The organism is Roseivirga sp. BDSF3-8 (assembly GCF_041449215.1).
Classification (GTDB): domain Bacteria; phylum Bacteroidota; class Bacteroidia; order Cytophagales; family Cyclobacteriaceae; genus JBGNFV01.
The window spans coordinates 2761202-2776665 of record NZ_JBGNFV010000001.1; the positions used below are offsets into that span (position 1 = coordinate 2761202).

10 protein-coding genes are annotated in these 15464 nt (G+C 49.0%); 1 reads left to right on the top strand and 9 read right to left on the bottom strand.

Annotated elements, in window-relative coordinates:
- Positions 1-31: 31 nt before the first annotated feature.
- Positions 32-721, bottom strand: coding sequence for a phosphoribosylformylglycinamidine synthase subunit PurQ (purQ, locus tag AB9P05_RS11330; protein ID WP_371908935.1), 690 nt, complete (start codon positions 719-721; stop codon positions 32-34).
- Positions 722-865: 144 nt separating this feature from the next.
- Here purQ and AB9P05_RS11335 point away from each other — a divergent pair, with 144 nt between their 5' ends.
- Positions 866-1747, top strand: a complete 882-nt coding sequence (locus tag AB9P05_RS11335) for a YicC/YloC family endoribonuclease (RefSeq protein ID WP_371908936.1) — start codon at positions 866-868, stop codon at positions 1745-1747.
- 74 nt (positions 1748-1821) lie between these two features.
- Here AB9P05_RS11335 and AB9P05_RS11340 read toward each other — a convergent pair whose 3' ends face one another.
- From AB9P05_RS11340 to AB9P05_RS11375, 8 genes are all read right to left on the bottom strand, one after another.
- Positions 1822-2499 (bottom strand): energy transducer TonB, encoded by a 678-nt coding sequence (locus AB9P05_RS11340; RefSeq protein ID WP_371908937.1) that lies wholly within the window; start codon positions 2497-2499, stop codon positions 1822-1824.
- An 87-nt stretch (positions 2500-2586) separates the two neighbouring features.
- On the bottom strand, positions 2587-2958 hold the full coding sequence (locus AB9P05_RS11345; protein WP_371908938.1) for a VanZ family protein: 372 nt from the start codon (positions 2956-2958) through the stop codon (positions 2587-2589).
- Positions 2959-2972: 14 nt separating this feature from the next.
- Entirely contained in the window at positions 2973-3353 is a 381-nt protein-coding gene (gcvH, locus tag AB9P05_RS11350; RefSeq protein ID WP_371908939.1) for a glycine cleavage system protein GcvH, read from the bottom strand.
- Between the two features lie 62 nt (positions 3354-3415).
- Complete coding sequence (sprA, locus tag AB9P05_RS11355) at positions 3416-10615, bottom strand: cell surface protein SprA (RefSeq protein WP_371908940.1); 7200 nt, start codon at positions 10613-10615, stop codon at positions 3416-3418.
- 35 nt (positions 10616-10650) lie between these two features.
- Complete coding sequence (gene ruvA, locus AB9P05_RS11360; protein ID WP_371908941.1) at positions 10651-11247, bottom strand: Holliday junction branch migration protein RuvA; 597 nt, start codon at positions 11245-11247, stop codon at positions 10651-10653.
- On the bottom strand, positions 11244-13523 hold the full coding sequence (locus AB9P05_RS11365) for an NADP-dependent malic enzyme (RefSeq protein ID WP_371908942.1): 2280 nt from the start codon (positions 13521-13523) through the stop codon (positions 11244-11246). The genes ruvA and AB9P05_RS11365 overlap by 4 nt, the downstream gene beginning before the upstream one ends.
- Positions 13524-13618: 95 nt before the next feature.
- A complete protein-coding gene (locus AB9P05_RS11370) occupies positions 13619-14731 on the bottom strand; it encodes a DUF4837 family protein (RefSeq protein WP_371908943.1) in 1113 nt (370 codons plus the stop codon).
- Between the two features lie 107 nt (positions 14732-14838).
- Positions 14839-15450 (bottom strand): NifU family protein, encoded by a 612-nt coding sequence (locus tag AB9P05_RS11375; protein WP_371908944.1) that lies wholly within the window; start codon positions 15448-15450, stop codon positions 14839-14841.
- Positions 15451-15464: the final 14 nt, after the last annotated feature.

A 15464-nucleotide genomic window follows, 5' to 3' on the forward strand; every position in this document is an offset into this window, starting at 1 on the left:
TATGGCCCTTATGGCTGTAAGTATTGCTGAGTTATGCGTGTACTTTCTGCAGGAGGTTTTCCAGCAGGAGTTTGCCGTCCAGGTTGCCCAGTGCACTATCACAAGCCCGCTCCGGGTGAGGCATCATGCCGAATACATTGCCTTGCTTATTCATGATGCCTGCAATATTATCCAGGCTCCCGTTAATATTAGCCGCCTCAGTCACATTACCCTGCTCATCAGCATACCTGAAAAGGACCTGGTCATTGGACTTTATTTCCTCAAGGGATGCTTCAGAGGCGAAGAATCTACCCTCTGCATGGGCCACAGGTATCTTGTAGCTCCTTTGCTCAAGGTTATTAGTGAAAACAGATGAAGTGCTCTGAGGAACAATATGTGCATTTTTGCAGATAAATTTCTGCTCACGGTTACGGAGCAAGGCTCCCGGAAGCAAGTGCGACTCAGTCAGTATCTGAAAGCCATTGCAAATGCCGAGCACATAGCCACCTTTATCAGCATGACGAATCACTTCATTCATTATGGGTGAAAACCGAGCGATAGCTCCCGAGCGTAGGTAGTCACCGTAGGAGAATCCACCGGGTACCACCACAAAGTCCACACCCTGAAGGTCGGTATCTTTATGCCACAATGTGACCACTTCCTGGCCAAGGCCCTCACGGAGGGCGTAAACGATATCCTGATCACAATTGGATCCGGGAAAAATAATGACGCCGAATTTCATGACGTAAAAATATAATAATTCAACTTGAACGCCGGTGAAAACCACGCTTATTTTGCTTTTTATTTCAGTGAATTATTGTAAGTTGTTTTTGCACAGTGTGGATTTATCAACTGTTGCTGCACATAAGCGTTTTAATTATCCTTTATGATTAGATCAATGACAGGTTTCGGCCTGGTCCAGTTTGAAAATGAAAAGCTTCTGATTACTGCGGAGGTGAAGTCCCTCAATTCGAAGTTTTTAGATCCGGTGATCAAGTTGCCCCGGGTTTTCGCGGAGAAAGAACTGGAGGTAAAGAACCTTCTTACTACTGAAATGGAGCGTGGTAAGGTCATGGTAAACCTGGACTACCAGCGCAAAGATCAGGCTAACACCAAATTTTCTGTCAATAAGGAATTGTTTCATGCCTACTACAAAACGCTTACCGCATTGGCCCGAGAAGTAGGTGGTGGAAGCAATGATGATATTTTTCGCGTAGCGCTCAACTCGCCTGAGGTAATGATGGTGGAAAAGGATCAGGAGGGCCAAACAGAAGACTGGCCCCAGGTAGAGGAGGTGCTAAGGCAGGCGGTGCAGAAATGCAACCAATTCCGTGCTCAGGAAGGTGAGGCACTATATAAAATGCTGGTGCAATCTGCAGTGGAGATCGAGAGCCTGCTGGAGCAGGTAAAGCAGCGTGACCCTGCGCGTGTAGAAAATATTAAGTCCAGGATCAAAGGGAACCTCGAGGAGTTTGTAGGCCAGGATAAGGTTGATGAAAACCGTTTTGAGCAGGAACTCATCTATTATATCGAAAAGCTGGATATAAATGAGGAGAAAGTCCGCCTGCAAAATCACCTTGAGTATTTCCGTAAGGTGCTAAGTCAGGGCGGCGTACTTGGTAAGAAGCTGGGCTTTATATCCCAGGAGATAGGGCGGGAGATAAACACGATCGGGTCTAAGGCAAATGACTCGGATATTCAGCGCTATGTGGTGAATATGAAGGAGGAACTGGAAAAGATAAAGGAACAGGTACTGAACGTACTTTAATGCACTGATAGCATAAAATAAAAAGGGCTGTCTGCTTTAAGCGGACAGCCCTTTTTAGTGCGTTAGCAAATTAATTATCTGCTAAGCTTAAATACGATAGGGATAACCATTCGTACTTTTACGGCACGGCCACGCTGCTTACCAGGGTTCCAGTTAGGCGCATTTTTAATAACACGCTCGGCTTCCTCGTCACAACCTGATCCGATACCTTTAATAGCTTTTACTTCTGAGATAGAACCGTCCTTACCTACTACGAACTGTACGTAAACACGACCTTCAGTACCCATACGCTTGGCCTGGGTGGGGTACTTCAGGTTTTTCTGAAGGTATTTGGCCCATCCTTCCATACCACCCGGAGGGGTAGGTTTGTCTTCCACAATGGTGAAGATCTCATCAGCTACCTCTTCTTCGGGGGCTTCCTCGATAACGATATCTTCGATAACGGTTTCCTCGGTAATCTCCACGTCAAGATCAAGCTCGATATCTTCCTCGATCTCCTCCTCATCGGGCACCTCTTGGATTACAGGCTGCTCAATCTTTGGCGGGGGTGGCGGGGGCTGCTCGGTAGGCGGCACCTCCATAATATCTTCAAAGTTATCCTCTACTTCGCCGAGTCCACCTGGCCCTGTTCTGTCATAATTCTTCCACTCGAAAGCAAGAATAGTAAGCGACAGAGAGATGCAGAGACCTACAGCAAAGAACAAACCCGTCTTACGTCCAAGGTCTGCTTCCGGTTTCTTTTTAGGCTCCATATACTATTTTTTAATTATCAGCTAAGACAGTAATCTTTTGCAAGAATCTCAAATATAAGGAAAAAATCAATTATGATTTGGTTATTATCATAACTTATATATCAGGAAATAAATTCCTGTGCCCCCGAGACTCCCCAGGGTATTGGCTACAAAATCAATCAGCTCAAGACTTCGGCCAGGTATTGCTCCCTGCAGGAGTTCAAGCGTAATTCCGTATAGAACCGACACGCCCAGCGCAATTCTCACATTATTATTACGAAGAAGGTGAAAGGAATATTGCTTTCGGAATCCAACTGTTAATAATAAAACAAGGATGGCGAACACAAAAAGGTGGGCAAACCTGTCGAACCGAAACAGGCTCCATATATCCGTATAGGGCATATCAGCCCCCGGAGTGAGGGTCAGGAACAGGATAATGACTGCCCAGATTATGCCAAAAAAATTAAAACGGAAAAACATGGAGCAGAGTCGGCTTACTCGCCGATAAGCTCTTGGTATTGTTCGGCAGACAGAAGGTCGTCCAGTTGGCTTTCATCAGCGATGCTGATCTTGATCATCCAGCCTTTTTCGTAAGGATCTTCATTAACCGTTTCAGGAGCTGACTCGAGTTCTTCATTCACTTCGAGCACTTTACCGGTAAGAGGCATGAACAAGTCACTTACTGTTTTCACAGCTTCTACTGTACCGAAAACTTCACCGGACTCAATTTCCTCACCTTCGGTTTCAATTTCTACATACACGATATCTCCCAGTTCGCTTTGGGCAAAGTCAGTTACGCCAATATAGGCCTCGTTGCCTTCAATGCGAATCCATTCGTGGTCTTTAGTGTACTTTAATGAGGAGGGTATATTCATTTCGCAATAATTTTTTTCAAAAATACACGCCTTTTCAGAAATACCAGAAATGTACAGACATTTTATTGAGCAAGGCTGAACCGTAACTGGGTACCGAAGCGGGTGGTTGACCTTGGCGGCTGGTTTGAAACGCGTGGTTCATTGATCGTTCTGTCAAAGTAGAACTGCAGGCTCAGACGCTGATTTACATTGTACTGAATATTTGGCCTTAGCTGGAAGTTCAGATTACCACCGGTTATGGTATTGCCTTCGTCCAGGCGGCGCTGAATAGTCTGCGTGTCGCGGATGGTAAAGCTAAGCCTGAACGTAATGTCATTTTTAAGTTCTACTACCCGGCCGTTTGAGCGGAAGGGCAGGCGCAGGTTATTTTTGGTAAACCCAAGATCAAGAGCCACGTCCTTACTGCTCAGCTCAGTTACCTGATTGTTAGTAAGGTTTAGTGCCAGGTTCCGTTCCCGCTTGTACTCTACTCGTGCAGTCAGCCTGCTCTTCGTCCGTACACTTACCCCTAACAGCGGTGAGAAACGCTCCGTGATAGCCACCCCCTGAATTACGTACTGCGGAAGCAGTTCCCCGTTCTCGTTCGTCTCTGTGGCGATCGGATACTCCTCCAGGGCATTGTCCAGTGAAAGCCCCTCATTATAAGCGGCGGAGTTCGTAAAAGCTCCTACCGTATAGCCTGAGGTATAGGCGTGACTTATGTTAATAGATGAAAACTTCTTACGGAATATTGAAAGCTTAGATAAGCCTGCATAGTCCACCCGCCAGTTTGGCAGAGGCATTTTAGGAAAGGGGGAGAGGTCCACCTCCGTCGCATCCTTACCGCTATACGCCGCCAGAAAGGCAGGTATGAGCACGTCCTGGCTGTTGGTATTGTATTCCCCTACAGGGTTGCGGGCATTAAGTCGCTGGCGGATTACCTCCCTGTTTTCCTCAAATTGCGTAAAGGCCTCACTGACATTATTCTCGTCCATCTTATCAAAGGCCGTATTGATGGTGAGGAATGAGATGTTGTACATACCCGTACGTACGGGATTAATCACAACGTACTCATCTGCAAAGTCAGTCTCCCTACGGAAGGTCTCCTTATAATTATTGGTTTTGCTCTTTTTAGCATCCACCTGTATGCGCAGATCGGGAAGGGGCTCTACATTAGCCCGCAGGTCCAGGTTTATCGTCTGGGTCTGCTGAATAGGGTTCGTTAAGCTAGAGCTTGGCGCAAGCCAGTCATTAGCAATAATATCATTTTTGATCTCCAGGCTCTGGCTTCCGAGCAGGAAGGGAATGCCGGGAGAGTTCCACGCCGTATCCATACCCAGCAGGAAAGGCTCTGGCATAAATCCCGGAATGAGCGTTCCTTCTCTCATGGTATAGTTGGCATTGATAGACCTGACGGACATAAGCGCACGGAGTACACTCTTAAGGAATTTATTCTCTCTGGCCGTGCTGTCTTCAGGTTGTTGCGGCTGATTAGGTTGCTGCGGACGCATGCCCGGCCTGTTTCGCTGCGGTCGCTGCGACTCGTTGGCGTCCTTTAAAAAGGTCACCTTATTATAAAGTTTTACCAGGTCTGCTTTACCGGTTATGCCGCGCTCGCGTTTGTTGCTGATAACATTACCTAGCGAGTCCTGCTGATCGTACGCACCGGCGAGCCATGTGTAGCCTACCGAGTAGCGTGTATCGGCGTTTAGCCAGTCCGTAAATGGCAGCTTATCCAGAGGTAAGCGGTAATTAAGGGCCACATTCTGATCAAACTGCTTCATTCGACCAAAATCTTTCAGGTTCGTAAGTATCGAATCCCGGGCCTCCTGAGTAATAGCTCCTGCAGGTTCATCTATAAGAGTGTTAGCCCTCGCATTATAGTCGATGGCAAGTCCCCTTGTCAGATTCCACCGTAGGTTGTAAATACGGTTAAAGGTAAATAGCTTCTCAAACTGGGGGACAATCGTATTCGTATTCAGGTTCTCGTTGCGCAACTGAGTTTTCACGAACATCCTGTTCAGGTCTGCCCTGAAACCCAGTGTACTCGGGTAAGGCACAAAGTTGAAGTCCCTGATCAGGCCCAGGTAGGGAGATTTAAATAGCTTACTCTCCTTAAAAGGCTCCACATAAGTGGCCTCCGGAGAGTAGTTCCACGCCAATGAACCAGAATAATTACGGCTTTCATAGTCAGCTATCTGGTAGTTACTTCGGTTTACATCGCTATAGGCATAGCTTAGTGAGAAGTTCTCGATGTCCCACAACCTGCTAACTGCGTCAGGGTTAGTCTTGATCTTTCTTACGTTGCTGAAGTTCAGGCTTCGTCTTACCGTTTTATCTATCACTATGTCCCGGTAATTCTCCCGCTGCTCCTGGGTGTCGAAGCTCTGTAGTGAGGCCTCCAGCGGGATGTCCGGATCAAGCGGATCGAACTGTGGCGTGATCGTAGTCTCTTCATAGCTAACAAACATGGGCACTTTTATGCCAGTCCTTTCGGAAACGAACTTATCCAGGTTCACGTTAGCCGAGATATCATACTGGAATATTTCCTCACGGGTACGGTCACTGATACGGCTGTTTACATTACCAAACCCTATCGAAGTATACCGGGAGCTCGCCGTCACATTAGCAAAGTCTGCTAGCTGCAGGTTCAGGCGGGCATTGGCCGCCCAGCCCTTATTAGTGTCAAAGTCCGTTACGCGTAGCTCATTCGCCCAGATACAAGCGCTGTACGCGCGTTTATCGATGGAGGCAGGGTTTCGTACCCCAAGCATCAGGGTTTGTACGCTGCTTAGGTCGGGCCGTCCGCGGACGCTTACATTGTATTTGCCTACCCGTGCCGTATATTCAGCTGAAATAGGCACATTTTCCCGGTTACGGGCTGACTTCACCGCATAAAGCTGGTCAAATTCAATGTCTATTTCGTTAGCCGCAGGCCATATAAGATCCGGGTCTGTGGTCCCCGGTTCGGTTATTACCAGAGGCACCTCTACCTCATAATAGTTTTCTGTAAAGTCCGTACCCAGCCTGATAAAGGCAGTAAGAGCACTGTCAGGCACATTACCGTTCAGTTCCTGGGCATGGAGCACCATTTTCAGTTTGCCGTAATTTATCAGGTCCAGCACCACATTTTTGTACACCGCCCGGGCATCACGGTCCTGCAAGTCTTCTACACAATACTGCAGGGCCTGCTCGTTAAGGCGGCGGTTAACTGTGGAGGTATTGTCCCGGTCAATCACAAAGCCGGGAGGTGTTACATAAGGAATGTCGTTGCCGCCACCATCATTACCGTTCTCTTCGCGGCTTACCACTGATACCGTAAAACGAGTATCTTCTTCTTCACGTGGGATCGAAGCACCATCTTCCTCAAGATTATCCACATAAGTACGCCACTGGCTGCCCACCAGGCGGTACTGAGCCATACGAAGCACCACAGGCTGCTCGAACTGAGTAAGGTACATACGTACGTAGCGGATGGACTTGTACCCGCTAATGTCTCCCACTTTTGCGTCAGGCTGTCGCACTGGAATCCGGAATTGGTACCAGGTAGCCCCGTTTTCGCCAATCACTGCATCAGTTACATAATTTTCGCCTACTTCAAGGCCTCCTTTCTCAAGAGGCACACGGTATTCGTAATATTCTTCCAGGTCATTCAGAGTGTTATCATTATTCACATCCTCATTATCCGGAACATTACTGTTAGAGGGGGTATAGGGCAGGTTATTGTCAATCAGGACCGGGCTGTTATTTTCCACGCCGCGGAAGTACTTATAGCGTTCCACTATTTTGGCATCTGCTTGGTCAAAATCATCTCCCAGGTAGTAACGGAAGTCATCGCCGGAAGGGTCCGCCAGCAGTGCAGCCCGGGCTTCAGTATTCAGGTTGGCCGTTTGCTGAATAAAATCCTGGAAGTTAGGAAAGTTCGCCTCCTGTTCATTTGACAGTCCGTCAAGACCCACATCCTGAAAGGGGCGGGCCGATGGCTCATTGGCAAAGGCGTTAGTAAGGAACTGCTCGGTAGTGACCCGGCCCCACGGAGTCGTGATCACATTCTCATCGCTTCCGTCGGCTGGCAGGCCATTCTCAAAGGCGTGGCGGTCATCGTCAAGTATGTCCTCTGATACATTACCCAGGTTGAATACCAGCGTTCCCCCTGTACTATTATTCGTATTAAAGACTCCGTCTCTTACCACACCGTCCGGACCCTCCAGGAAAGGATCCATCAACCAGAATTCGATGTATTCAATATTCGTTTTATCAAAGTCCACATCGCTGGTTATTGCCCGCGTAATTGCCCCGTAGTTATCTTCCGGGTTATTTAAGAGGCCGTTCTGATCCAGGTCCGGATTATAGTTATAAGGCCCCCTCTCATTAGGGAAATAGGCAATGTCAAATATGGTTTCGTTAGTCTGGATCTGCTGCAAATCCCGGTTAGGGAAAATTTCCTGTGGTAATACCTGGCGGACATAGTTATTGTCCATGTCCTCATCCGTGATATTGTCAGGCTTCACACTTCCACTGGTGCGGTAGAATACGTTATCCACGATATACCATGACATCAGAGCACGTCGGTCGTTTTCACCAAGTTCACCTGGCTGCTGAAACTGAAAAGGCTCAATACTACTCTTAAGCGGCGTGAAGCGTGCAGTGCTGGGCGTGGCAGACAGCACCCAGCTTTGAGGACTGCTACCCAGGTTAAATGGAGTGGCAGAAGACTCGAAGTCATCAATATACGAGGTACCTGTACCCTGTACTTCGTTTGAGGTACCCGGGATCAATTGGGCAAACTCCCCGCTGAAAGTAACCGTACTGGGTGCCTTGGTCTCGATCAGAGGCAGGGCGTCCACCATTTTGGTAAGGAAGCGCGATTCCTCCTGGTAGTTCACATCCAGTCCCCATTTCGTGTTTTGCGTAGGTTCATCCCCAATATTGACACGGCTTATCAGTGGCCGTTCATTCAGGTGGAGCAACGTGGCACCTATATTAAACTTCTCATTGATCCGGTAATCCGCCCGTGTACCCAATAGCCACCGCGCCTGGAAGTTAAAGAGGTCTGCTTTTTCGTAAGTAACGCGAATCTGCTTGCCAGAGGCCAGTACCCCTTCATTCAGGATACGTACCCGCCCAAGGCTATAATCTACTTCAAAGTCTACATTTTCCGTCAGCGGTGTGTTACCCGCAAATACCTTCACACTACCCTCAGCAATGTTGATACCCGGTAGTACGATCTCACCCGAGGTACCGGCTTGAAAAGAGCCTTTCAGGAAATACTTATCTTTAGTAGTAAGCAAACGGGCATCAGCTTGCGTCGTGTTATATAGCGTATCGTATACGTATTTGTCTACCAGGTTTTGCTCAGATGGCAGGAAGAGTTCCTCCAGGTCCTGTCCAAAGGGCTCCAGCACCGGGAAAATGATCGTACCCGTCTCTGGCTGTATCGTAATGTTGGGGATGAAGTCAAAGTTGCCGTCAGGCTGAAATTCGTTGGTTGGGTTAAGGCGGTCCAGCTTCAGCGCTTGTACCAAAGGTACATCCTTTAGGTTTGCTCCCTCATGAAGGCTCGGGTTGTCCAGGCCGGTACGGTCGTCGCGGTAGATGATCCTTAGCTGGAAGCCGTCCTGTGATACCTGTGCGGCATTCAGGTTATAGATGTTTTTCATCATCAGGTCCCAGGTAGGTACATCCGTATTGATCTTATTGGGCCTGAGGAGTTTTAGGTGGATCAGGTCATTTACCTCCAGTTGGTTAATGTCTTCTGACAGCTCCCCTACTTTAAAAGCCTGTCCGTTGTAAACATATTCGTAGGCTACAGCCAGCATCTCATCATTTTGCAGGCGGCGTGAAAGAGATATGTAGCCTAGTTGCGGATTAAAGTAAAATTCTCTGTCGGTAAGCTTTCGGGCGTTGGCCGTGATCACATAGTCCCTGCTGTTCACAAACTCTGCCCCCGGCGGTATGGCAGCGTTGATATTCTGTTCGAAGTTCTCAATCTGCCGTAGCGAGGGGTCACCCCGCAAAATGCCCCATAGTCGGTTGGCTCCGTTGCCATTTGCCTCAAAAGGAGGCGGGTTTATCTCCAGTTCTTCCTGGTATACCCTTTCAGGCTCAGCCAGGTCCATATAAGCGACCACATCACGTACACCTTCCGTATTATTGCTTCGGTTGATTACGTATACCTCTACCCGCTGTATCAGTACATTGGATAAAGGCTGGGTCACCCCCTGCAGCCACTGCTCATAATTCTCACGGAAAAAGTGGCCCAGGAAAAAGTGCCTGTTCTCATCATATTCGGAAGCCCTTAGTTCAAAAGGCCTTGCCTGCACACCGTTTTCTATTTCTACCGCGTCGCTTTGACCCTGCTGGCGCGAGGCGATACCCGTGATAAAGAGCCTGCCGAATTGTAGCTGAGTTTTTACCCCAAATAGACTCTGTGAACCAGTGATAAGGCTATTGCTCACCGGCATACTCACGTTACCTATCTCTATTTTCTGTATGATCTCTTCCTCAAAACCAGTGTATTCAACTTTAAAGTCGTTTTCAAAGTCGAAGGTGTTGTTGTTATCAAAGTTGGCCAGAAGCTGAAGTTTCTCGCCTACTTTACCCACCACATTCATGTTGATGTTCTGGTCGAAGATAAACCCCCCGTTACGCTGCTGCCTGATAGGGATGGCCGGGTTATCTATTCGCTGCCACTGACCACCGAAGTCCAGTGTCACAAAGCCGTTAGGCTGCAGGTCTACGTAGCTTCCGCCAAATATCCGGTCGAATACCGGGCTGATGTAGATAGGCGGTATAAGCTGCCTGCCACTTACCGCACTTTCCCCGTCCAGCCCTATAGATTTTGTGCGCCAGTAGTTTTGGATCGCCTGCCGTTCCATGTAGGCATTGAATTCCTCAAAGGTCATCTCAGAAGGCGGGCGGTAGTTCAGGTCACCTATGCGCTCGTAAACATTGTAGCGCACTGCGGTATCAAATTCTACCTCTACATCCATTTGGGTAGGCGTGCCTAGTAGGAGGGGGGAGTTGCTCGGCCCTTCAGATAGCGGATCGCCAAACCGGTCCGTTTCCTGGTAGATGGGGCGCCTGCTCGGCTCATAAGGCCTGTCAAATCTGCTGCTGTCTTGCTGTGAAGCACGGGAAGTATCCTGCCTGGTACTGGTTTGGCGGGCAATAAAACTATCCACAGTCGTGCCGGGCTCAAACCGGTCCGACGCCAGATTCTCCACAGGATTTAGCCCACACATGGCCAATGCCACCCCGGCAACGAGAGATTTGGAAAACATTTTAGTAGGTAGCAGGTTCAAAGTTTAGGATCGGTTTACGCAGATTTCAGAGCTAATTTAATAAGTTCTTCGACGGTGGGCGTACCTGAAGCCTTTTTTAATATCCCGTCGATAGTTTTTTCTGCTGCGGGTTTAGCAAACCCTAGAGTGATTAAAGCGGTCAACGCTTCTTCCCTTACTAAATTGTTTGAAACACGTCCAATATTATCTCCCCCCGTGGCTTCGACCCCGTCCTTTCTAAGCTTGTCCTTCAGTTCCAGGATAATACGCTGAGCCGTTTTTGCACCGATACCCTTTACCCGCTGTATCGTTTTTACCTCTTCGTTCACAATAGCCTTGCGTACCTCATCCGGTGACATGGCGCTAAGTACTGTGAGGGCAGTATTTGGGCCTACGCCTGAGATGCCAAGCAGGTCCAGGAATAGCTTTTTTTCATCCGGAGCGGTAAAGCCGAAGAGCGTGTGAGCGTCTTCTTTGATATGGAGGTGGGTAAAAAGCTTGCAGCTTTCACCCGGAGGCAGGGAATTATAAGTATTAAGGCTGATTTTTACCTCGTACCCGAGTCCGCCCGTGTCTATTACGACATGGGCGAATTCTTTGTGTACGAGTTTTCCTTCTACATATGCGATCATTTGTATCTGGTATCTTGTGTTTGAGCATCTACCACGGCTATCGCCACCATGTTGACGATCTCTCTGATAGAGCTGCCTAACTGCAGGATATGGACAGGCTTGTTCATGCCCAGCAATACAGGGCCTATGCCTTCCGCACCACCCATTTCCATCAGTAGCTTGTAGGCAATATTACCGGAAGCCAGGTCAGGGAATATGAGCGTGTTAGCACCCTCCTTAGCCAGGGCGCTAAAGGGGTAGTTCTCCTGCTGGAGCTGCGGATTCAGGGCAATGTTTGCCTGAATGTCCCCTTCCACCACCAGATCAGGCCACTTTTCGTGTGCTTTTCTGACAGCTTCAGCCGTCTTTGCCGGCACCTCCCCCTTACTGCTTCCAAAGTTAGAATAAGAGAGTACTGCTACACGTGGCTCCAGGCCGAAGAACCGGACACCCTCTGCCGTGCTGCCTATGATGTCCACAAGCTGGTCCGCAGTAGGTGTTACATTCAGAGTCGTATCGCTAAAGAACCACGTGCCCCGGTTGTTAGATAGGATATACATACCAGCCACACGGTCCGCACCCGGGCGTACCCCAATTACCTGCAGGGCAGGGGTAATCGTCTTAGGGTAGTCTTTGGTCAGACCGCTGATAAGCGCATCCGCCTCGCCCATTTCCACCATCATAGCGCCAAAGTAGTTACGGTCTCGCATTAGTTTGGTAGCTTCATAAGGAGTCACCCCTTTGCGCTTTCTTTTTTCATAAAGCACCTGGCCGTATTCAGCGGTTTTCTCCTCTTCCTGTCTGGGGTCTATGATAGGGCAGTCCTTCAGGTTATCGAGTTGATTTTCCTCGATTATAGTGGTGATGCGCTCTTTATTACCCAGTAAAATTGGCTGGCCTATTTTTTCTTCAAGTACAATAAGGGCAGCCTTCAGTATCTTTTGATTATCTGCCTCCGCAAATACCACCCGGCGCGGATTCTTTTTGGCCCGGCTGATCACCCGCGACATAAGCTTCTGGTCTATACCGATACGGCGCTGAAGCTCCAGCTCATATCCTTCCCAGTCGCTGATCTCGATACGCGCCACGCCTGATTCAATGGCAGCTTTAGCCACAGCAGGAGAGATGCTCGTGATCAGGCGGGGGTCCAGAGGTTTCGGGATCAGGTAATCACGCCCGAAAGAGAGCGTATTGGCATCATAAGCCTTATTTACCAGTTCCGGCACCGGCTCCTTGGCCAGTGTGGCCAGGGCATACACGGCCGCCAGCTTCATATCTTCATTGATCGCGCTCGCACGTACGTCCAGCGCTCCGCGAAATATATAAGGGAAGCCCAGCACGTTATTTACCTGGTTGGGGTGGTCAGAGCGGCCTGTAGCCATAATGATATCATCACGGCTCGCCATAGCCTCATCGTAAGGGATCTCCGGATCAGGATTAGCCAGGGCGAATACGATAGGCTCATCAGCCATGCGCTTCATATCTTCACTGCCCAGGATGTTGCCTGTCGAGAGCCCCAGGAAGATATCCGCCCCTTCCAGCGCTTCCTGCAGCGTATTCAGGTCCCTGTCAGTAGCAAACTGTGCCTTTACAGCGTCCAGTTTTTCGCGGTCTTTACGTATAACCCCCTTACTGTCGCACATCACGATATTTTCTCTGCGCATACCCAGACTCAGGTAAAGCTTCGTACAGGCTATGGCTGAGGCACCCGCGCCGCTTACCACGCAGGTCACATCTTCTATTTTTTTCCCGTTCAGCTCCAGCGCGTTCAGCAGGGCCGCCGATGAGATGATGGCCGTGCCGTGCTGGTCATCGTGCATCACAGGGATGCCCATCTGCTTCTTAAGTTCCTCTTCCACATAGAAGCTTTCCGGGGCTTTGATGTCCTCCAGATTAATCCCACCGAAGGTAGGCTCCAGCGAGCGTACAATGCGCACCAGCTCCTCCTGGTCCTCGCAGTCTATTTCAATATCGAACACATCGATACCGGCAAATTTCTTGAACAGCACGCCCTTTCCTTCCATCACAGGTTTGGAAGCATCCGGGCCTATGTTTCCCAGGCCAAGGACAGCGGTACCATTAGAGATTACACCTACCAGGTTTCCCTTGGCGGTGTATTTATACACATCGTCTTTATTTTCTGCTATGTCTTTACAAGGCTCAGCCACACCGGGTGAGTAAGCAAGGGCAAGGTCAAGCTGGCTACCTAGCGCCTTCGTGGGCACTACCTCTATTTTACCGGGCTTATCCTGTTGGTGATAGTTAAGCGCGTCTTCTCTCCTTATCTTAAGGGCCATAATCTGTACTACTAGGTATAAAATAAAAGCCGAAGCAATGCTCCGGCTACAATTTTAAGCAATTTTCTCACCTTATCCGTGTGAGTAGCAGAGTTTCAGGCCGCCGGTGAGGCGGGCTCATTGCTTTCCACTACCTCAAAAGTAGACATGATGGCTTCCAGTTCGAAGAGGTCTTCCACCTTATCCTGCCCCGGGGCAATCAGGAATCCGTCTATGTAATATAGCGTATTCGTATTCTCATCCACAAACATGTAACTTACGAAAGGCCCACCCACCGACTGGTCACTCATCTTCCACATGCCGCGACTTTCCACTGCGTATCGTCCGTTAAAAGAGAACTCATCAGTATACAAAGGCACCAGGGGTTCTACTTCAAAGTACAGGTCCCGCTTGTCTATATCGTACAGGTATTCCTTAGTTACGCTGTCTCGCAGAGACATAATGCGCTCCCTGTCAAAGCTCTGCTCATCCGTATAGGGAATACTGTATACAAACACGCTTTTATCTATCTTTTGATCAGGCTGTCGAAGCCATACCAGGTTCTCAAACTCCCGCGCTATGTAGTAGCCTTTCGGTACCTGCAGCGTGTAGCCCCTGTCCTCGCGAAGTTCTTTCGTGATGCCATTATCACGATTATTGCGGATATCAGCCTGGATACTCTTCAGTGTCTTATTTACCATATACTGGCGCAGGTCCTTCTGGTTTTTCTCCAGGTTGGCTATAAGCTGGCTCTTGGTTGCACCAAAGAGGTAAATAATCTCTTGGCCACGGGCAAACTCATCTTCGGACCGCATCATAAACCGGTCCGGGTTTTCACGAACCGCCTCCAGGCTTTGGGGGCTAAAGAAATTCTGCATCTCCATATTCTGCCTGCTGGTTTGATCCAGGGCCGTTACAAAGATGAGGTTCTGCTGGCGTTTCAGCGTTTCTGTAATCCCCAGAGGGTTTATTTGCCTCAGCGTAAACCAAGGCTCGTCCTTTAGCAGGCCGGGTACCGGAGCCGCATAGATATCGCGTACGATCTCACCTACCTCACCGGCATACAGAGCACTGTCTATCACCACATATATTTCCCTGTCCTGTCCCTGAGCCTTTGGCAGGTTAGAACTGCTGCGCAGCCCATCTCCTGAGCCACCTTCCTGGCCGCAACTGATAAACACGAATGATAACAGGGTTGAAATAAATGCGTATTGAACTATTCGCTTCATTGTCGTTATGGCTAATCTTTCTATTGGCCTACATTTTAGCCAAAAGGTTTACAAATAAAAAGCCCCACAAAGAGTGATTGCGGGGCTGAATATCATGGGGCTCGTCATTAGACGCCTTCCGCCTCTACTGTCTCCACTTCCGGTACCGCCCGCTTCAGCAGGTTCTCGATGCCTGCTTTAAGTGTAATAGTGGAAGAAGGGCATCCGCTGCAGCTACCCTGCAGAAGCACCTTTACCACACCGTTCTCAAACGAGTGAAAGGCAATGGCGCCACCGTCCTGCTCCACAGCAGGGCGGATGTACTCATCCAGTACCTGCTTGATCTTCGCCTCAGTTTCTGTTTCTTCACCCGAAGAGGCCTCTTTCTCCTTTTCCTCGGCTGCTGCCTGCGTAAGGTCCACGGCAGGTTTTCCCTGCTCCAGGTATTCCTTAACGAACGTTCTTACCTCAGTTTGTATTTCCTGCCAGTCTTTTTCATCATTTTTTGTGACAGTCACAAAATTGCTCATGATAAAGACACGCTCTACAAAGGTAAAGCTCTCAAATAAGGCCTGGGCAAGGGGAGAGTTGCCCGCTTCTTTGAGGGAAGGGTAGTCAAAGCTGGCAGCTTCGGGCACCAGCATAGAGTTAGCCACAAACTTCAGTGAGTTAGGGTTCGGGCTGGCTTCCATATATATATGTACCTGACGATTGCCTACGGTATTGGTTTCTGTGTTCATTGCCTGTCTGTCTT